This window comes from Caecibacteroides pullorum (assembly GCF_019239235.1).
GTDB classification, from domain to species: Bacteria; Bacteroidota; Bacteroidia; order Bacteroidales; family Bacteroidaceae; genus Bacteroides; species Bacteroides pullorum.
This window is the reverse complement of the sequence record NZ_JAAZTS010000010.1, coordinates 90108-111462: the sequence shown is the minus strand read 5'-3', so window position 1 is coordinate 111462 and position 21355 is coordinate 90108. Positions and strand designations below refer to the sequence as shown.

Sequence of the window (21355 nt, the reverse complement as noted above, 5' to 3'; positions counted from 1 at the left end):
AACGACAGACAGAATATGAAAAAATATATTATGAGCATAGGTATCTGCCTGTGCATGGCATCCTGCCTCAACGACGGCTTCCTGGACGTAGATCCCAAAGACAGACAGACGGAAGCCACCGCCTTCAGTACTTACGACAATTTCAAAACCTACGCTTGGGGGCTGTATAATATCTTCTATGGATATGGTAATGATCAAAATATGAACTATTTCGAGGATGAATATAATGCTGATAATATGATACGCGCCGTCAGCGGCTTCGAAAGTCAGTATGCCTACCAGACCGCACGAGTAGAAGCGACGGATACGGAACACTGGGATTACAAATATATCCGGAGGGCTAACCTGATGTTGGACAATATTGATGGCTCGTCTTTGACGGAGACGGAGAAAGAGCACTGGCGCAGCGTGGGCTACTTCTTCCGTGCCTACAAATATTTCATGATAATGTCCGATTTTGGTGATATCCCTTGGATAGAACATGTGCTGACAGATGAGAGTCCCGAGCTGTACGCTCCCCGTGATTCGCGCGACCTAGTGGCAAAGAACATTCTGGAAAATCTCCAGTATGCCGCACAACATATCAAAGCCGAAGGCGATGGGGAAAATACCATCAACGCCGATGTGGTGAACGCATTGATTTCCCGTTACGGCCTCTTTGAAGGCACTTGGCGGAAATATCACGGGCTACAAGATGCGGAAACTTACCTTCGCGCTAGCGTAGAGGCTTCAGAAAAGGTGATGGCCAATTATACTACCCTGCATACGCCTTACGATGAGTTGTTCAATTCGGAAGATCTATCAGGAGTGGAAGGTATTATTCTTTACAAGAAATACGAGACTGCTCAATTGTGCCATGGCCTTACCCGTATGGTGCGTACTGGTGAATCGAAGATAGAGATGACCAAAGATGCTGTGGATAGCTATTTGTGCAGCAATGGTTTACCCATTGGCAATGTTAATAGTCAATATGGAGGTGACAAGGATGTCTATGCCCAGTTCACGGACAGAGATTATCGTCTTTACTTTACCGTATGCCCGCCTTATCGGGTAAACCTTACGGGCGCGGCGGCTACGTCTACCGGTTATGAGTTGACCGGAAATGCTCAAGATGAGCAGTTCATAAACCTTATGGCCCAAATCTCTGGCGAAACTTACCATCGCCTGCCCACACTCAACTTCAAGGGATTCTATGTGAAAGAGCAGCCTCACTTCACTTCCTATAACTGGAGTACGGCATGGAATGCTTCTGAAATGGGCTTCTGGATGTGGAAGTACTACAACATCCACACGGATTGCACCAACGCTACTGGTGTAAATACCACAGACGCACCCTTGTTCCGCCTAGGCGAAATCCTGCTGAACTATGCTGAAGCCAAGTGGGAACTGGGTGAGTTTGACAACAGCATAGCTGACTTGACCATTAATAAGCTGCGTCAGCGTGCCGGTGTGCAGCCGATGAACGTGGACGTCATTGGCGCCGATTTCGACCCGGCAAGAGATCCAGACGTGGATCCTGTCTTGTGGGAAATCCGCCGCGAACGTCGTGTTGAGTTGATGGGCGAAGGTTTCCGCTTCGATGACCTGCGGCGCTGGAAGAAAGGTGAGTACCTCAACAAGCAACCTCTCGGTGTCTACGTGGCTGATCCGTCTTACTACAACAATGCTGTGAAAGTCAATGCCGACGGTTACGCTTGGTTCTTCAACGAACCGTTAGGATGGCTGGACAAATATTACTTGCGTCCCATCCCGCTGAATCAGCAGGCGCTCAACCCACAACTGGGCCAAAATCCTGGCTGGGAGAACGAGAATTGATGTTTTTTCTTAATTTTATTACATCAATTTCTGAATGGCCATGAGCGTATTGAGACCATATACTCTGCTTTGCTCCGCCCTGCCGATGCTTTTTGCTTCGGCAGGGGCGGACGCCCAGGAACAACGTATGAATGTTCTCTTCCTGATGGCGGATGACATGCGCCCCGAACTGGGCTGTTACGGAGTGGAAGAAGTCAAAACTCCCCATATAGACCGTTTGGCAGCCGAGGGAGTCGTCTTTCGCAACGCCTATTGCAACATCCCCGTGAGTGGCGCCTCGCGCGCCAGCTTGCTCACTGGTGTCTATCCCCGTTATCCGGATCGTTTCATTCACTTCTCTGCCCGTGCCAGTAAGGACTGCCCCGAAGCCATACCGATCTCCGGATGGTTTACCCGCCACGGCTACCATACTGTGTCCGATGGCAAAGTGTTCCATCACATCGAAGACCATGCCGATTCGTGGAGTGAGCCACCTTTCCGCACTCATCCGGATGGATATGACGTCTATTGGGCGGAATATAACCGTTGGGAGTTGTGGATGAACTCCGAATCGGGTCGTCACATCAATCCGCGTACTATGCGGGGACCTTTCTGCGAACAGGCTGAAGTGCCGGATACCGCTTACGATGATGGCAAGCTGGCTCTGCGCGCTATCCGCGACCTGACTCGGTTGAAAGACTGCGGAAAACCTTTCTTCTTGGCTTGCGGTTTTTGGAAACCCCATTTGCCGTTTAATGCTCCCAAAAAATATTGGGACCTTTATCCACCTGGATCTATATCGCCTGCTCCGGATCGCTTCCGTCCTGAAGGGCTGCCACACCAAGTGAAGAACTCTGGTGAAATCAATGCTTATGCTTGTGTGGGAGACCCGACTGACACAACTTTCCAGCAGCAGGTAAAGCGAGGTTACTACGCTTGCTTGAGCTATGTGGATGCCCAAATAGGCAAGGTTCTCGATGCCCTCGACTCATTGGGATTGGCAAACAATACCATTGTCGTACTGCTGGGCGACCATGGGTGGAACCTGGGTGAACACAACTTTATTGGGAAACATAACCTGATGGACCGCTCCACGCATGTGCCCCTCATTGTCCGTGTACCGGGTATGCAGAAAGGCGACTGTCGCTCCATGGTGGAATTTGTCGACCTTTACCCCACTTTGTGTGAACTGTGCGGCCTACCTATGCCCGACGGACAACTGGACGGCAAGAGCTTTGCCCAAGTATTTCAAGACCTGCAAGCGCCTACCAAGTCTTGCGTCTACATCCAGTGGGAAGGGGGTGATAACGCTGTGGACAACCGTTTCAGCTATGCGGTATGGATGAAAGACAGTTTGCGGGCGGCCCACATGCTCTTCGACCACCATATTGATCCGCAGGAAGACCGCAACCGGGCGGATTTGCCGCAATATGCCGATGATGTCAGGCGTCTGTCTCGTTTCATCCGGCAAGTCAAAACTGAAAATATTCCTTGATAATAGTAATAAATAAATGTCCGCAAGAAGCCAATGTCATTCCCGCGAAAAGAGGATGACTAAGTACTGACGAGTTCTAGAATAGGTGGCACCTATTCCTAAAAAAGGTGGCACTGATTTATAGAAAAGGTGGCACTGATTTCTACAGTCCTCCTATGCAATACTTTGCCGACTCCGTACCTTGACATGGCTAAGTCGCAGGATAGACGATGGAAAGTCCAGAAGAAGACTTGGCTTCATGCGGATATTCATTAGTAATATTTAATCCCTGCTCTCATGCGCATTTTTCATTTTCTCTTGGCTGCCTGGCTCCTGCTATCCGCCACAGCCTCAGCTCAGCGTCAGGACATCTTGCTGGACAATCAGTGGGATTTCCGTTTTTCGCATCAGGTAGAAGGCAAGACCATCCGTGTTGATTTGCCGCATACCTGGAACGCCCAGGACGCCCTTTCCGGCAAATTAGATTACAAACGCGGCATCGGTAACTACGAACGCTGTGTTTTCATTCGTCCCGAATGGGAAGGTAAACGCCTTTTCCTTCGCTTTGAGGGGGCGGGCAACGTGGCCGATGTTTTTATCAACCATCGTCACGTGGGTCAGCATATAGGTGGTTATGGTGCTTTTGTGTTCGAGATTACCGACCGGGTAATTTATGGGAAAGACAACTCCGTACTAGTGCGTGTCAATAATGCCGAACGCCTTGACGTGATGCCCCTCGTGGGGGACTTCAATATGTATGGCGGTCTCTACCGTGACGTTCATCTCATCGTCACCGATGAAGTCTGTATTTCTCCCCTCAACTACGGTTCGCCCGGCGTACGCTTGATGCAAGACAGCGTATCGCATGAGTATGCCGCTGTCCGCGCTTTGGTAGATCTTTCCAATGGCACGTCTCAACCGCAGAAGGTGGAACTGAAATTTTGCCTGAACGATGGCGGCAAAACGGTCCGTGAGCTTCGGAAAGAACTGACCCTGCCCGCAAACAGTACCGTTTGCGATACTTTGCGCTTCGATCTTGCCAATCCACACCTGTGGGATGGCCGGCGCGATCCCTTCCTCTATCAGACTGAAGTAACCCTCACACGGGGAGGTAGCATTACAGACTGCGTCATTCAGCCCTTGGGGTTGCGTTTCTTTCACATCGACCCTGACCGAGGCTTCTTCCTCAATGGACGACACATGCCCCTTTACGGTGTATGTCGCCATCAGGACCGTCCGGAGATAGGCAACGCTCTGCGCACTTGCCATCATGATGAAGACGCCGCCCTCATGTTTGAGATGGGTGTCAACGCCGTACGCCTTGCCCATTATCCGCAGGCTACGTATTTTTACGATCTCATGGACCGTTACGGCATTATTGTGTGGGCGGAAATTCCATTCGTGGGCCCCGGCGGGTATGCCGACAAAGGCTTTGTAGACCTGCCCGACTTCCGTGCTAACGGTAAAGAACAACTGAAAGAACTCATTCGCCAGCATGGCAACCATCCGTCCATTTGCGTATGGGGGCTTTTCAATGAACTGAAAGAAACTGGAGACAATCCTGTAGAATATGTTCGTGAACTTAACGACCTGGCTCATCGCGAAGACCCTACCCGTCTTACCGTCTCCGCCAGCAATCAGTCCCAAGGCAGCCTCAACTTTGTTACCGACGCCATAGCGTGGAACCGTTATGACGGTTGGTACGGGGGCACCCCTGCCGACTTGGGCCGCTGGCTTGACGAGACCCACGGCGACCATCCGCAGCTTCGTATTGCTATCAGTGAATACGGTGCCGGTGCCAGTGTCTACCATCAGCAAGATACTTTGGCCAAACCTCAACCTACTGGTACCTGGCATCCGGAGAACTGGCAGACTTATTATCACATAGAAAACTGGAAAACCATTTCTTCCCGGCCTTATCTGTGGGGTAGTTTCGTATGGAACATGTTTGACTTCGGAGCCTCCCATCGTCATGAAGGCGACCGCCCCGGCATCAATGACAAAGGTCTGATCACTTTCGACCGCCGCACGCGCAAAGACGCCTTCTATTTCTACAAAGCCAACTGGCGTCCCGATGAGCCCATGCTCCATCTGGCCGAGAAGCGTTGCGTCCTTCGCACGCGTCCGCAGCAAACGTTCATGGCCTTCACCACTTGTTCTCAGGCGGAATTGTTTGTCAATGGGAAAAGCTATGGGAAAGTTGCGGCCGACGCATATGCCACTGTACGCTGGGAAGGCGTCACTCTGCAACCAGGCCTCAACGAAATACGGATAGAGGCATCCGCGGGCAAACGCCAGATCTTGACGGACAGCATGACTTGCACGTATCAGCCGCGCTGACAGTGTAGGTCCGATGAAAGACAAAGGAGGACGTGCCAAAATGAATGAGGGCACTTCCTCCTTTATTCGTTTTTTTCTGTAATTTTGCGGCCTGAAATTTTTAGCCAATATACAGAAATGATAAAGACCCTCAGTAAAAACGCCATTATCGGTTATCCGGCCGGTGTCATCACCGGCATCACGTATGGATTGAACCCCTTGTTTGCTGTTCCGTTGATGAAGGACGGGGCTTCGATTGAGTCTATCCTGTTCTTCCGTTATGCTATTGCCGTGCTGTTGCTGGGGGCGTTCCTGCTGTTGCGCAGGCACAGTTTTCGGGTCACGTGGAAGCAGGCGTGCGTGTTGCTCGTGCTGGGTTTGCTTTATACGACCAGCAGCCTTACCTTGTTCGAGGCATACAGGTACATCGCTTCGGGGCTGGCTACGACCATCGTGTTCCTCTATCCGGTCCTGGTAGCCATCATCATGGTCTTTCTGAAGGTAGTCCCCTCGTGGCCGGTATGGCTCTCCATCGGCATGACGTTCGTAGGGGTGGTCATCATGATGCAGAGCGATTCGTCGCAGACGGTCAACCCGATGGGCCTTCTGCTCTCCTTCGCCTCGGCTCTGGTGTATGCGCTGTTCATCGTCATCATCAACCGCAGCAAAGTCATCGGCAACATTTCGAACAGCCTCCTCACCTTTTACGCCCTTTCGGTAGGTACGATTGTCTTTCTGGGCAAGATTGCACTGTCCGATACAGGGGTAACGACGGGTCTGACGGGCCACACGGCCTGGCTGAGTCTGGTAGGGCTCGCCGTACTGCCTACCATCGTATCCACCGCCACGCTGGCCATCGCTACCCGCAACATCGGGGCCACCAAGGCTTCCGTGCTCGGTGTCTTCGAGCCCGTCACGGCCATTCTGGTAGGAACACTCGTCTTCGGCGAAGCGCTTACGACGAACATTGTTGTCGGTATTCTGATTTCGATGGTGGCCATCACGTTCATGATTGCCATGACCAAGCGATGAGGGGATTCCAAGTTACCGTCTCTCTCCTTCTTACATCTTTTGAGCAATATAGAAACCGTAACTATAATAGTCTTTATATTGCTTGTAGAAGTCAACTTCTTGTTTGTCCATCGATACAATGTTTCGTGCTACTTCCAGATGCCCGAACTCCTTCATAAAAGAGGGATGCCTTTCCAGCAATGGAAGGTAATAATTCTCCATCCAGCAATATTCGGGCAGAATGAAGTGGCCTAACACCTTGTATCCCAAGTCTTCCAGAACTCTGATTTTATTGGATACGGTATCGACTTCGGGATAAGCTTCTTTCCAAAACTGTTCTAACTCATTGGGACGCGAGCCTGTTGTCCACGACAATTCGGATACAGCCAGAATACCACCTTCTTTCAGAAAATTTTTCCAATAACCGGCTCCTTTCCGAAAGCCGATATTGTAAACCGCACCTTCGGACCAGATGATATCAAATTCGCCTTCGGCAAAAGGCAGATGATCTATGGAAGCCGCCAAAGAAGTGACAGAAGCTTTAAGGTGTGCGTTATGTATCCGTTCCTGCATCTTTTCCAAAAAGGTCTCAAATAGATCGACCGCCACTATTTCACCTTGTAGTTCTTGAGCCAGCGTGAGTGTCTGTGCACCAGTGCCGCATCCCAAGTCTGCCATTCTGTAGCACGTAGCCTTGTCAACTCGCGCTATATCCAAGGCAAGACGGGTCATTTCTTCACTACCCGGCCCTTGTCGGTCATTATTCAGATGCAAATGCATCATTAACTCCATTTCGTTCATGAGGGATCGTTTTATTTGTACAAATATAACAAAAGTAGAATAAAAAGCCAAACGGCCTCAATCCTGAGATTTATTTCAGGCTATAATATTCAATATATCAATCTCTTTTTGATTATAAATGACACATTTCCTATTTTTGTCCAACCTTACAACAAACATTATGGACCATATTATTGATTCTATAAAAAGCTTTATCGATATGGACAAGGAGACTCTCGATATATTCGTGAGCCACCTTCGTCCGATTAGAGTACCCAGGAAAACAATCTTGATCAAGCCTCTTGTCAAAGACAACAATGTGTACATGATTGAAAGAGGTATTGCCCGTTCTTTCAACCTCATCAACGGAAAGGAGATGACTTCCTGGTTCAGCCAGGAAGGAGAACTGATATATTCTACCAACAGTTTTTACGGTACAACGGAAGGATATGAAAACGAGCGGGTACAGGTACTCGAAGATTCGTTGCTCTACTATATTCCCATACCCGAATTGAAAGGACTCTGCTTCCGGCATATCGAGATATCAAACTGGTTGCGCCTGTTGCATCAGAAAGCTTTTGTCGAAATGGAAAGGAGACTCATCTACCGTTTGTACATGTCGGCAGAAGAGCGTTATAAAGATTTATATCAGAAAGATGCAGGAATATTCCAACGAGTCAATCTGAGTTATATCGCTTCCTATCTGGGAATATCACCCGTTACGCTGTGGAAACTAAGAAAGGACATTAAATAGTTAAAGAATTACTCCGCACAAGTCGTTCTGTTTTGTAACCTATGATACAAAATTGTAGTTTTGCGGCTGAACTTATACATAATACTCATGCCGCAAAATTTATCAACCAATCAGACATCAAGAATCGTCTGGCTTGATGTGCTAAGACTGTTTGCCATTTTTATGGTCATCTGCATCCATTGTTCAGATCCCTTCAATGTTTCGCCGGAAGCGCGCTCAAACCCGGAATTCAACCGTTGGGGAAGTATCTACGGTTCATTCCTCTGCCCGTGCGTACCCTTGTTCGTCATGATTACAGGCATATTGTTGTTGCCCGTAAAGATGTCTTTCGAAGATTTTTATAAGAAACGGCTCCTCCGAATAGCCTTCCCTTTTCTGCTGTGGTCGGTTTTATACAACCTGTTTCCTTGGATTACAGGGGTTCTTGGCTTACCGCAAACGCTGATATCGGATGTTTTTGCATACGCGCCAGCCGATGCTTCGCAATCATTCGCCGACGCAGCCAGGAATATTGCTCTGATTCCTTTCCAGTTCAATGTCTATACCGTACCGATGTGGTATCTGTATATGCTGCTAGGCCTTTACTTGTATATGCCATTTTTTTCTCTGTGGGTGGAACGGGCTACGGTAAAGCAGAAAAGGATATTCCTGGGATTGTGGTGTCTGACTCTTTTCCTGCCGTACGCTTATTCGTTCTTCTCGCCCAACTTGCTGGGTATCAGCGCTTGGAATTCCTTCGGCACACTTTATTATTTTGCCGGATTCAACGGTTATCTTCTTCTCGGACATTATCTGGCCAATGACGTCAGGGAGTGGAGCTGGACGAAAACACTTGCCGTCACTCTGCCTATGTTTGTGGCGGGCTATATTGTCACATACACAGGATTCAAGACCATAACTGCCAACCCCGACTGTTCGGAGCAGGAAATGGAGTTGTTCTTCTTGTATTGTTCCCCCAATGTGGCACTCATGACCGCTGCCCTGTTTCTCGTTGTCCGCAAGATTAAGATAAAGTCAGACAAGCTCATTTCTCTCCTCGCCAACATTACAAAATGTGGTTTGGGAATCTATATGGCCCACTATTTCGTTGTGGGGCTGGGATATGCCCTGGCCGATGCGATGGCCATACCTGTATCGCTCCGCATTCCGGTCACGGCAGTCATAGCTTTTGCCATCTGCTGGGCATTTGTTGCGCTTTGCTACAAGTTCTCTCCCAAGTATTCAAAATGGATTTTCGGATAATAACAGCCAATTATGAAACATTTAATCTTAATATCACTTATGTTTATAGGATGTAACCATACTTCCAACAATGAAACACCCGAACCGAAAGAATGCCGGGCAGGTAAGTTTGACCTGTGTATCAACTCACCTGAATATACTGTTCAAAATGACACACTGACCATCTATTGTCAGGAAAAAACCGACTTCTTCAACGCTCCCGACGGTATCCCACATACAGCAAACGCACCCTTGCTGCTGAAGGAAGTGGACAACACGAAACCTTTTACCTTCTCTGCACGGGTAGAACCAACTTTTCACGAGACGTATGATGCAGGAGCCATTTATATCTTCCACAGCAACCTGCTATGGCAAAAGTTTGCTTTCGAAATGGACGAACGGAAGCAGACAAGGCTTGTCACTGTACGGACGGCAGAAACATCCGATGACAATAATCATGATGCGATTACAGAAAAAGCTGTCTATATGAAGATTTCGTCGGATACGAAGCAGGTGGGTTTCTATTATTCCGTTGAAGGAAGCGTATGGCAACTGGTTCGCCTGTACCGAAACATATATCCTGCAAAGATTTATATGGCTATCAGCGTCCAATCGCCGATAGGCAAGGGTACCCGGGCAACTTTCTCCAACATAGAATTTACAGAGAACTGCATCGGAAACTTCAGGCTAGGTTTGTGACAGATTGACATTTTGACGCGCCGACCGCCTGAGAATCGCTCCGTTCGGCCCGATGGTAGGGCTGATGCAAAAAAACGAAGAGCGGAAGGTCTTATCCGTTCATTGTTAATGCGATAGCGAAATCCTTACAAAAATTCTGGAAGAAAAACGAGGCGGAAAGCCGCTCTATCAGGAGTCGGAAGCCCTAAAACGAAGGCTTTGAAGCCCGAAAACGGGGAAAATATAGTCTTTTCCCTCGTCAAACATTGCTTTTGCCGAGGGAAAACATACACTTTGCCGAGGGAAAACATGCAATCTGATGTGGGAAAACATGCACTTTGCCCCGCTTAAACATGCATTCTCCTGCCGGAAAGGGAAGCAGGAGGGCTGTTTTTCCCTCCCGTTTGCCTGATTTAAAAAAGGAACGTGCCAGCGAAAAGCGTGTTTTGCTGGCATTTTGTATCTGTTTCTGCTCGAAACGATGACACATTGAAAACAAAAACTCCGACATTCACGAGGAACATCGGAGTCTTTGTTCGTTGGACTACCAGGATTCGAACCTGGACAAACAGAACCAAAACCTGTTGTGCTACCATTACACCATAGTCCAAACTTTAGGTGCTTTCTGTTAAAAAGCGGTGCAAAGATAGGGGTTTCGGTGATAGCTTCCAAATATTCGGCTGTTTTTTTCAGAGGATTTGTTGATTTTGTCCTATCTTTGTGTTAGAAAATATATCTTATCAATACATTTTTTATGAAAAGACTGACATGCTCTATGCTGTTGGGCCTCACTGTTGCAGCTTCGGCTTTGGCCGGAACTCCGCTTTGGATGCGTGACGTACGCATCTCGCCCGACGGTACTCAGATCGCCTTTTGCTATAAGGGCGACCTCTACAAAGTGAATGCACAGGGAGGCGAAGCCGTAAGGCTCACCTCGCAGGTCTCTTACGAATCGTCGCCCGTGTGGTCACCCGACGGCCGTCAGATAGCTTTCGCCAGCGACCGTGAAGGCAATATGGACGTCTATGTGATGTCCGCCGATGGCGGAAGCGCGCGACGCCTTACCTATAACTCGGCTTCCGAAGTGCCCACGGCTTTCTCGCCTGATGGCCAGAAGGTCTATTTCAACGCTGCCTTGCAAGATCCCGCCTCGAGCGCTCTTTTCCCCACCTCGGCCATGACGGAGCTCTATGCCGTGCCTGTTGCAGGCGGACGGACAGAGCAGGTACTGGGCACACCTGCTGAAATGATTTGTTTTCTGAATGACGGCCAGGGTTCCTTCCTTTACCAGGATCGCAAGGGTTTCGAAGACGAATGGCGCAAGCACCACACGTCGTCCGTCACGCGCGACATCTGGCGCTATGACGCCACCACGGGCCGCCACACTAACCTGACCAACCGTGCTGGTGAGGACCGTAATCCAATCTTGTCGGACAACGGCACGGAAATTTATTTCCTGAGTGAACGCGACGGAGGTTCGTTCAACGTGTGGCGCATGGGACTGAACAATCCACAGGCCGTACTGCCTGTTACTACCTTTAAAACACACCCAGTGCGCTTCCTCTCACAAAGTAAGGGTACCCTTTGCTATACCTATGACGGTGAAATTTATACGCAGACCGTAGGCGGAAAGCCACAGAAAGTAAAAATTAGTCTGACGGAGGATGACGCTGATAATGTGGCTCGCCTCACTTTCTCGAGCGGAGCTACCTCGGCTACACCCTCAGCTGACGGCGAGCAAGTGGCCTTTATCGTCCGCGGCGATGTATTCGTTACTTCGGCCGACTATGCCACCACCAAGCAGATTACCCATACCGCGGCAGCCGAAGCCGACGTCTGCTTCGCTCCCGACGGACGCACCCTGGCCTATGCCAGCGAGCGCGGAGGCAACTGGCAGCTCTACCTGGCCAAGATAGCCCGCAAGGAAGACCCTAACTTTGCCAACGCCACCCTGATAGACGAGGAAGTGCTGTTGCCCTCCACGACTGTAGAGCGCACTATGCCAACCTTCTCGCCCGACGGCAAGGAGCTGGCCTTCATTGAAGACCGCAACCGCCTGATGGTCCTCAACCTTGAGACGAAGAAGGTACGCCAGATTACCGACGGCTCCACTTGGTACAGTACCGCAGGCGGCTTCACCTACCGTTGGTCGCCGGATGGCAAGTGGTTCGCCCTCGAGTTCATCGGCAATGGCCACGACCCCTATACCGACATTGGCTTGGTGAGCGCCGACGGCAAGGGACAGATCTTCAACTTGACGGGCAGCGGCTACTTCAGTTCTTCGCCCCGTTGGGTGATGGACGGCAATGCACTCCTTTTCAGCACCGAACGCTACGGCATGCGTAGCCATGCTTCGTGGGGTTCGTTGGAAGATGTTATGCTGGTATTCCTCAACCAGGATGCCTACGACAGGTATCGCCTGAGCAAGGAGGACTATGAACTCCAGAAGCAGGAAAAGGCCGAAGCCGACAAGGACAAGAAAGACAAGGACGATGATAAAGATAAGAAAGACGGCGATAAGAAGGACGAAGTGAAGCTCATTGAGGTAGAACTGGACGGCATCGAGGACCGCATCGTGCGCCTCACGCCCAACTCCTCACGCCTAGGCGACGCGATTCTCTCGGCCGACGGCGAAAGCCTCTACTATATGTCGGCTTTCGAAGGAGGCTTTGACCTTTGGAAGATGGACCTGCGCAAGCATGACACCAAGCTGCTGAAGAAGATGGACGCTGGATGGGCCTCGCTCACGCTGGACAAGAAAGGCGATAACCTCTTCATCCTAAGTGGACGCAGCATGCAAAAGATGAATACCAAGAGCGACAAGCTGGAATCCATCACCTACCGTGCTGAAATGAAGATGGACCTGGCCGAAGAGCGTGCCTATATGTTTGACCATGTCTATAAACAGGAAAAGAAGCGTTTCTACAACCTGAACATGCACGGCGTGGACTGGGACAAGATGTCGGCCGCCTACCGTAAGTTCCTGCCCCACATCAACAACAACTACGACTTCGCCGAACTGCTGAGCGAATGGCTGGGTGAATTGAATGTGTCGCACACGGGCGGACGCTACTATCCCTCGCTGGCTACCGACGCCACCGCCAGTCTGGGTCTGCTCTACAGCTGGACCGACCGTGGACAGGGGCTGCTGATAGACGAAGTGGTGGAGAAAGGGCCCTTTGATACGGCCAAGTCTAAGGTAAAGGCCGGCGACCGCATCGAGAAGATCGACGGGCAGACGCTGGATGCCAAGACCGACATCAGCCAGCTGCTCAACGGCAAGGTAGGCCGCAAGACGCTCGTCTCCTTTTACAGCCCTGCTTCGGGCGAACGCTGGGGCGAAGTGGTGAAACCTATCAGCAGTGGTGCCCTGAACGGCCTGCTCTACCAGCGCTGGGTGAAGCAGCGTGCAGCCGACGTAGAGCGCTGGTCGGGCGGACGCCTGGGCTACGTACACATCCAGTCAATGGACGACGGCAGCTTCCGCACCATCTATTCGGACATCTTGGGCAAGTATAATAAGTGCGACGGTATCGTCATCGATACCCGCTTCAACGGCGGCGGACGCCTGCACGAAGATATAGAGGTGCTGTTCAGCGGAGAGAAATACTTCACACAGGTAGTGCGCGGACGCGAAGCCTGCGATATGCCTAGTCGTCGCTGGAACAAACCCAGCGTTATGCTGCAATGCGAGGCCAACTACTCTAATGCCCACGGTACACCTTGGGTATACAGCCACCGCAAGCTGGGCAAGCTGGTGGGTGCGCCCGTACCCGGCACCATGACCAGCGTGTCGTGGGAAACTTTGCAGGACCGTTCGCTGATATTCGGTATTCCTGTAGTTGGTTATCGTTTGCCCGATGGCTCTTACTTGGAGAATTCCCAATTGGAGCCTGATATCTTGATACTCAATAATCCTGAGACCATCGTCAAAGGTGAGGATACGCAGTTAAAAGCTGCGGTAGATGAATTATTGAAGGAGATTGGAAAATGAATTATTAGTCCAGTGAAGATTTCTTAGAAATAGAAAGAGCCATATCGAACTCACTTAGAGTAAAGATATGGCTCTTTTTTTATCCTTTTAATATGATTTTTCACGTCGTTTTTTTGTGTGTGGTTTTGCCACGACGTGTTTTAGGTTTATTGGGGTCACTTTGGATTTTAATTAGATCCATACAAGCTTGTAGGTTAAGATCTTCGGGTGTAATGCCTTCAGGAATTTTATAGTTGCTTCCCTTATATGAAATGTAAGGGCCATAGCGACCATTCATAATTTCAAGCTCAGGATCCTCGTCAAATTTCTTGATGTGGCGTTTGGCTTCAGCTTCTTGTTTCTCTTTGATGAGAGCTACAGCTTCATCCAGTGTGACGGTCAGTGGGTCGATACCTTGGGGTAGGGAAGCGAACATGCTCTTCCACTGGGCGTAAGGACCGTAGCGGCCACTACTTACTTTGATTTCAGCTCCTTCGTATTCGCCAAGTGTGCGAGGTAAACGGAATAGCTTTAATGCTTCGTCCAGTGTGATGGTCTCAATGGACATTCCTTTCTCTAGGCGGGAGAAACGTGGCTTCTCGCCATCATCAGCACTACCTATTTGTACTACGGGTCCGAAACGACCTATTTTTACCGATACAGGTTTACCGCTTGCAGGATCTGTACCCAACAAACGTTCGCCTGCTTTATGCTCGTTTTTGGTAGCAAGTGTTTTCTCTACTGAAGGGTGGAATTTACGATAAAAGCGGTCGAGTACGGTAGTCCATTTTGTTTCACCTTCAGCAATTTCGTCGAACTGCTTTTCGACTGTGGCTGTGAAGTTATAGTCAAGAATATCGGGGAAATACTCAGTGAGGAAATCGTTTACTACCATGCCGATATCGGTGGGGAGCAATTTGGATTTCTCGGCACCAGTCAGTTCTGTGCGAATATCTTCGGTTATGTTCTTTCCTTTTTCTAGGGTCAGTACTTCGTATTTACGTTCTTTACCTGGCTTTTCGCCTTTCACTACGTATTCTCGTTGCTGGATAGTAGAAATAGTAGGGGCGTAGGTAGACGGACGTCCGATGCCCAGTTCCTCTAGTTTGCGTACCAAACTAGCTTCGGTGTAGCGTGGAGGTTGGAGGGTAAAACGTTCGGTAGCAGTCACACTGCTATAGTCCAGTGTCTGCCCTTGCGTGAGCGGAGGAAGCAATCCTGCTACATCGTCGCCTTCAGCTTCATCATCATGTGATTCGCGGTATACGCGTAGAAAACCATCAAATTTGACAACTTCTCCTACTGCGGTAAATTCTTCATTGGTATTGCTGAGGCCGATAGTGACGGTAGTCTTTTCCAATTCGGCGTCAGACATTTGTGAAGCCAGTGTACGTTTCCATATCAGGTCGTAAAGACGGCGTTCTTGAGCGGTAGCCTCTATTTTGACATTCTCCATGTAGGTGGGGCGGATGGCTTCGTGGGCTTCCTGTGCACCTTTGGTTTTGGTTGTAAAGTGCCGTGAGTGCAGGTATCGTTCACCCATCTTGGCAATGATGGTTTCGCGAGCGGCGTTGATAGCTAGCTCAGAAAGGTTTACCGAGTCGGTACGCATGTAGGTAATGTGTCCCGATTCGTAAAGGCTCTGCGCTACCATCATAGTCTGTGCTACGGAGAAACCCAGTTTGCGAGCTGCTTCCTGTTGAAGGGTCGAAGTAGTGAAGGGGGCAGCAGGACTTTTTTTCAGTGGGCGTGTAGCAATGTCTTGAATAGTGAAAGTAGCATCTTTGCACTTTTCAAGGAAATGATGTGCCTCTTCTTTGGTTTTGAAGCGGTGTTCCAATTCTGCCTTCATGTCTACCAGCTTACCGTTAGCATCGGGCACGGGGAAGATTGCTGTTACGCGGTAGGCTGCTTCGCTATGGAAAGCCTGAATTTCACGTTCGCGTTCAGCGATGAGGCGTACGGCTACCGATTGTACACGTCCGGCTGAAAGAGCAGGTTTTACTTTACGCCACAATACAGGCGAAAGTTCAAAACCTACGATACGGTCCAATATGCGTCGTGCTTGTTGGGCGTCCACCAGATTCAAGTCTATCTGTCGTGGATTCTCAATGGCACGCAAGATTGCGTTTTTGGTGATTTCGTGGAAGACAATGCGCCGTGTGTGTTCTGGTTTCAGGTTTAGCACTTCATACAAATGCCAGGCGATGGCTTCTCCTTCACGGTCCTCATCGGAAGCTAACCATACCGTTTCGGCATTGGAAGCTTCTTCTTTTAGTTGCGCTACAAGTTTCTTTTTGTCCGCTGGTATTTCGTATTGCGGTTCGAAATGGTTGTTTACGTCTATACTGAAATCTTTCTTCCGTAAGTCACGGATATGCCCGTAGCTGGACAAGACTTCAAAGTCCTTTCCCAAGAATTTCCCGATGGTCTTGGCCTTGGCAGGTGACTCAACAATGACTAAATTCTTCTGCATAAAATCTTACTTTGTAGCGGACATATCCCGCTGATTTTGTCCGCAAAAGTAGGAAAAAACAAATTTCCCACCTTAATAATATAAAGAAAAAAACTAAAAACGGAAACTTACGCCTCCCAAGAAGTTAATACCTTGGGCTGGACATTCTTCATAATATTGGTAGTCCTTGTTCAACAAATTGTTGAGTCGGGCGTAAATAACTATGTTTTCAAAAACTTCGTAGTTGGCGGATAAGTAGAGATTGCTGACAGCATCTGCGCGTTCACCTTCTACTTTGCTACGTTCGATATGCTGATAGCCTAACGATAAACGGAGTGCCGAAAGTGGAGATACATCGATTCTTACATTGGCTTCCAAAGCAGGTTTGAAACCAAGAATGATACTTTCGGTATAAGTGGCGTTTTCATTGCTAGGTGTATTCCAGTTGCGGTAAACAGCCGATGCGTTGAACCCAAACAATTGCTTGTAGCTGTAGGTAATCTCACCGCCTGCATAGACGTTGCGTGCATCAGCCTGTCCGAGGAGCAGACGTGTTTGTGGAGAAGAACCGCCTGTTATAAAATCGGGTACGAGGAAAAGGTCATCTTTTAAGTCCTGATAGCCGGCATACAGATGGAACCACAAATCATTAATGGGACTGGCTTTGAAGCCGATGGCTGTGTTCAGCTGCTCGTAGGTGGCATCAAGCTGGTTTTGTAATAGTCCGTAAGGATTGTAGCTTTCCAGTTGTCGGAAGTCGTTCTGTCGCTTGCCTCCTGTACCTTGTACGTAAAGCAGGTAGCTGTCCGAGAAATTATATTGTATCTGTACATCAGGGGCTACGCGGACTTCTTTGCCGAAACCGATTGCAAAGTCAACGTGTGCACCAAGTTTCAGTTTCCAATCGTCATTTTGGAATTGGTAGCTCGGATTCAGTTCGATGGAAGTGCAATTCTCGAAATTGGCTTTTTGGTAGAATGCGTTATCCATGTTGAATGCGATATGGATAAGTTGTTCGTCCGAGATATCTCCCGACACTTCGGCTTTGGTGCGTATCATGCTTTCTCCTGTATTTTCAGCAGCAGGGTCATATTGGCGCTGGTAAAGGAGAAGATTGGTTTCAACGGCATAGTCCAACGGAAGATCCTTGTTGCGGTTCTTGAAGCTGAGGTGTACGTCACCAGAGGTAAACTTCTGTTTATTGGCATCCCATTCAGGCATGAAATTGAAGTTACTTAGACCGAAATGACCGCCTAGATTCAAGTCCAGTGAGCGGAAACGATGCTGGTAGTCTATGCCTGCACGGGTGCGATAATAACGTGATTCCCATTTCTCTTGTCCTTCACCCATATTCAGTTTGCCGTTCATGCCGTTCATATCGAGGTGCAGATTCAGCCGATCGTTGTCTGAAAGGGTGAACAGGTAGTTGGCCAGCAGGTCGAGATTATTATAATTGCCGTATCCCAGACGTGCATATCCTCCCTTGGCTTTAGCCAAAGTCTCAATGCCGGTATAGGGTTGCATGGTCGTTGCGGGGATTTGTGTAGCAGGCATCAGTGTCTCGTTGTATTCCACTGCTTTCTTGGTCACAACTGGTACTTCTATCTGTGGAAGAACATTGATTTTCGAAGCATCCATGATGTCTGGATTGTATTCCTGCTCTACCACCACAGTGCGCACCAGCGTAGTGTCCTGCGTTTGCTCCTGTGCTTGCAAGGTCAGAGGTAGTCCTATCAGGGCTGCTCCTCCGAGTATATATCGCATATTTTTCATATTCGTTTGTTATTTATGAGGAAAATCTTGTTATTCTTTCAGTTTAGCCAGTCTTTCTTCGATCATGCCGGCAATGTCGTCATCGGCCTGGTAATTCTGTTGCAGGCTGAGGAGGTATTGGCGTGCATCGAGCTTCTTGTCCATGGCTACATATACGTCGGACAGGAGGATAAAGCTGCGTGCCAGCCAGTAGGCATGCGGAGTGCTTTGTTCAATGAAATCAAGCACTTCCTTTTCGGCTGCTGTGTAATCGCCGTTGTCATACAGTTGTTGGGCAAGCAGGTATTTTGCTTCGGCACCATAGAGTATTCGCGTATCCTTAGCCAGTATCTGCAGGTCTGCGGTTGCCTTTTGCTGTGCCTTTTGGTTGAGGTAGGCCTTGGCACGATAGTACAGAGCTTCGTTTTGCAGTTCAGGTGTCAGTTTGGTCTCGGACAGTAGAGCAGTGGCTGCATTGATGGTTTCTACATCGTCTTTCAGGAGTACGCCACAACGCAGTACGCCTGTAGCCCCTAACTGTCTGTGCTCAGTGGTAGTAGCGCGAGCCTGTAGTTGTTTGTAGTCGGCCAACGCCAAGTCGTATTGCTGGCGGTTGAAGAGGATTTCTGCATGCATGGGCAATGCTTCTTCAGCATAAGGACTGTTGGGGAATTCGAGCAATTTGCCTGCATGTAACAATACGGCTTCGTCGTCTTTTTGTTCTTTGCCGATGAGGCAGAGGTAATAGTGGGCATTCAGACGGAAGGCACCTTCTGGATAGCTCTGGATGTAGCGTTCGAAGCTTGTCTTGGCGGGTGCGATTTCCCCTTTCATGTATACTTTCTCGGCGGCAATGTAGGTCAGTGAGTCTTGTTCGCTGGCTTCGAAACGTATTTGTCCTGGCATCTGTGCCGCCAGGGCAGCATATTCGTCCACGCGGTTGGCATCTACGTAGATGGATTTCAGGTCGCGCATGGCCAGGCGGGCTTCTTCACTGCCTGGATATTGCGTGATGACGTGCTTGTAGGCTTCGATAGCACGGTTGTAGTCTTCATTCTGATAGTAGAGAAGGCCTATTTCAGCGGCAGCCTTGCGGGCTATAGGACTTTCGGGATATTTGGATAATAGCTCGCGGAAGGTTGCGATAGCTTGAGTGCTTTGATTGTTTTGTACATACGAACGTCCCTTTTCATATAGACCGTTGATGGCATAGGGCGAATTGGGATATTTTTGTGCCAGTCGGTCGAGCAGCGTTATCTTACCGTTGTAGTCCTTTTGCAGACCGGCTACCAAGGCCAATTGGTAGTAAGAATAGTCGCCCGAGGCCGTTCCCATATTCTCTGCACGGGTATAGTAACGGGTGGCTTCATCGAAGCGGCGTGCGTGGAGGCAGCAATCGCCCAAGCGGTTATAGGCGTCGGCCAAGGCTGCCGGGTTCTGTCCTTTCTCCAGTTGGGTATAGCGATTGAAATAGCTTTCGGCACCCGTGTAGTTCTTGCGATGGAAAGCAATGTATCCTAAGTTGTAGTGAGCCAGCGCATACATCTCATTACTCGTGTCGGGGTTGTAGTTCAGATAGCGGTTAAAGTCGTCGGCTGCTTGCTGCATCTGCCCCAGGCGGTAGTAGGATTCTCCACGCCAGTAGGCTGCTTTGCCTTGTTCTCCTTGGCCTTGCTGGCCGAAAAGGGCCGCATACTGGAAGGACTGTCCAAAATAATCGATTGCTTTCTGGAAGTCGGCGTTGGTAAAGGCTTGTGTACCCAATTGGAACAGGATGCGCACTTTGGCTTTCTGTATGGCTGAATTAGGTGACTTGATGCGGTTGATGGATTTCAGGGCTGCTTCGTAGCTGCGTGTCTCCATATATACTTCCACCAGATAATCGCTCACCTTGTCAGCATAGGCCGATTGTGGAAAATCATTCAGGAATTTCTCGAAGACAGTGACCGATTCGCCGAAGGCAGAATAAGACGTTTCGTGGATGCAAAGGGCATAATTGTAAGATGCCTGTTCTTTTATGGCTCTGTTGGCGTCCGAAGCGGCTGCTTGCTCGAATGCCATGCGGGCTTTATTCTTTTCAGCCAATTTGAGGTAGGCCAAGCCCATGTGTAGGTAGGCGTTCTGGCTCAGCGCATCTTTTTCCTGCGTGACGCTGGACAACAATACGGGCACCTGACTATAGACACCGCAATGATAGCTGGCCAAACCATACATGTACCGGGCGTCGCGACGGGTGGCGGCACCATTCTGTTCGAATGCCTGCATGGCTTCATGGTATTTTCCCATGTGGTAGCAGGCCGATCCGATGATGCGATACATCTCTGCCGTATTCTCGTTGCCAGGGTAGGCGGAAAGATAGTTTTGCGCCACAATCTCCGCTTTGTCGTATTGTTTCTTTACCAGATAGATTTCTGCGATGTAATAAGGAACCAGCGCTTGGTACTTGTCGTTGTTCTGCAAGGCGAGGAAGCCGTTCAGGGCCTCGTCGTAGCGTTGCTGGGTGTAGCGGATGTAAGACAGATAGTAGGTACAGTCTGTCTCATAGCGTGTGCTGGTGTTCTTTAGCGTTTCGAACCAGATAGCTGCTTCTTTCACTTTGCCTGTTTCCAGGTAGCACATAGCCCTGCGGTATGTCATGTCATCACGTTCATTGTCTGCCAGCAGGGATAGATCGGAAGCGTTGAACAAGGCCAATGCATTGTCATAGTCTTGTGCGAAGAAATAGTTGGAAGCCATCAGCGCGTAGATACGGTTGGCATGAGGTGTATCGGGATGATTGTCCAGGAAGTTCTGTAGGAATTCATTGCTGCGTCCGTCTCTCATTTCATAGGCGGAACAGGCCAACATGTATTCGGCTTCCAGTACTTCACCAGTATGTGACGGCTGAGAGCCTTCGGCTTCAGCTTTCTGTAAGAAAGCCCGTAATGGGGCAATGGCAGCTGAATAGGCTTTTTCTTGGAACAAAGTCTTTCCTTCCTGATAATATTGTTGCAGGGGAGCAGCTTTTTCGTTGTTCTGTGCCGCTACAATTAGCGGAGCACAATACAGTGCCGCACAGAGTATACGTGAGAATTTATGCTTCATGTTCTTTATGGTGTAATAAGTATATTTACAAAAGTACGTTTTTTGACTGGCATTTGTTTG

The 21355-nt window shown here is 49.3% G+C and carries 12 protein-coding genes and 1 tRNA gene; 8 read left to right on the top strand and 5 right to left on the bottom strand.

Annotated features, from left to right (window positions below):
- Positions 1 to 15: 15 nt before the first annotated feature.
- The 4 genes from HF894_RS08790 to HF894_RS08775 all read left to right on the top strand — a co-directional run bounded on the left by HF894_RS08790 (position 16) and on the right by HF894_RS08775 (position 6619).
- Positions 16 to 1815 carry a RagB/SusD family nutrient uptake outer membrane protein gene (locus HF894_RS08790; protein WP_022021797.1) on the top strand — a complete coding sequence of 600 codons (1800 nt, stop codon included), beginning with the start codon at positions 16 to 18 and terminating at the stop codon, positions 1813 to 1815.
- Positions 1816 to 1900: 85 nt separating this feature from the next.
- Positions 1901 to 3289 (top strand): sulfatase, encoded by a 1389-nt coding sequence (locus HF894_RS08785; RefSeq protein ID WP_239481086.1) that lies wholly within the window; start codon positions 1901 to 1903, stop codon positions 3287 to 3289.
- A 276-nt stretch (positions 3290 to 3565) separates the two neighbouring features.
- Entirely contained in the window at positions 3566 to 5608 is a 2043-nt protein-coding gene (gene lacZ4 / locus HF894_RS08780; RefSeq protein ID WP_204971668.1) for a beta-glucuronidase LacZ4, read from the top strand.
- Positions 5609 to 5725: 117 nt separating this feature from the next.
- Positions 5726 to 6619, top strand: coding sequence for an EamA family transporter (locus tag HF894_RS08775; protein WP_246593184.1), 894 nt, complete (start codon positions 5726 to 5728; stop codon positions 6617 to 6619).
- 30 nt (positions 6620 to 6649) lie between these two features.
- Here HF894_RS08775 and HF894_RS08770 read toward each other — a convergent pair whose 3' ends face one another.
- A complete protein-coding gene (locus HF894_RS08770) occupies positions 6650 to 7399 on the bottom strand; it encodes a class I SAM-dependent methyltransferase (protein WP_246593183.1) in 750 nt (249 codons plus the stop codon).
- Between the two features lie 199 nt (positions 7400 to 7598).
- On the opposite strand from HF894_RS08770, the gene HF894_RS08765 reads away from it, so the two are divergent.
- From HF894_RS08765 to HF894_RS08755, 3 genes are all read left to right on the top strand, one after another.
- A complete protein-coding gene (locus HF894_RS08765; protein WP_246593182.1) occupies positions 7599 to 8132 on the top strand; it encodes a Crp/Fnr family transcriptional regulator in 534 nt (177 codons plus the stop codon).
- 87 nt (positions 8133 to 8219) lie between these two features.
- The gene (locus tag HF894_RS08760; RefSeq protein WP_204971666.1) at positions 8220 to 9374 is read left to right on the top strand and encodes an acyltransferase; all 1155 of its coding nucleotides are present in this window, start codon (positions 8220 to 8222) and stop codon (positions 9372 to 9374) included.
- A 12-nt stretch (positions 9375 to 9386) separates the two neighbouring features.
- Positions 9387 to 10052 carry a DUF1349 domain-containing protein gene (locus HF894_RS08755; RefSeq protein ID WP_204971665.1) on the top strand — a complete coding sequence of 222 codons (666 nt, stop codon included), beginning with the start codon at positions 9387 to 9389 and terminating at the stop codon, positions 10050 to 10052.
- A gap of 518 nt (positions 10053 to 10570) precedes the next feature.
- On the opposite strand, the gene HF894_RS08750 is transcribed toward HF894_RS08755, so the two are convergent.
- Positions 10571 to 10641: transfer RNA gene (locus HF894_RS08750), tRNA-Gln, on the bottom strand.
- Between the two features lie 144 nt (positions 10642 to 10785).
- Between HF894_RS08750 and HF894_RS08745 the strand changes: the two genes are divergently transcribed.
- Entirely contained in the window at positions 10786 to 14025 is a 3240-nt protein-coding gene (locus HF894_RS08745) for a S41 family peptidase (RefSeq protein WP_204971664.1), read from the top strand.
- Positions 14026 to 14125: 100 nt separating this feature from the next.
- Here the strand turns inward: HF894_RS08745 and topA are convergent, their stop codons facing one another.
- The 3 genes from topA to HF894_RS08730 form a co-directional block, all read right to left on the bottom strand.
- Entirely contained in the window at positions 14126 to 16480 is a 2355-nt protein-coding gene (gene topA, locus HF894_RS08740; protein ID WP_204971663.1) for a type I DNA topoisomerase, read from the bottom strand.
- 93 nt (positions 16481 to 16573) lie between these two features.
- The gene (locus tag HF894_RS08735) at positions 16574 to 18232 is read right to left on the bottom strand and encodes a TonB-dependent receptor (protein ID WP_204971662.1); all 1659 of its coding nucleotides are present in this window, start codon (positions 18230 to 18232) and stop codon (positions 16574 to 16576) included.
- A 30-nt stretch (positions 18233 to 18262) separates the two neighbouring features.
- On the bottom strand, positions 18263 to 21295 hold the full coding sequence (locus tag HF894_RS08730) for a tetratricopeptide repeat protein (RefSeq protein ID WP_204971661.1): 3033 nt from the start codon (positions 21293 to 21295) through the stop codon (positions 18263 to 18265).
- Between the last annotated feature and the right edge of the window lie 60 nt (positions 21296 to 21355).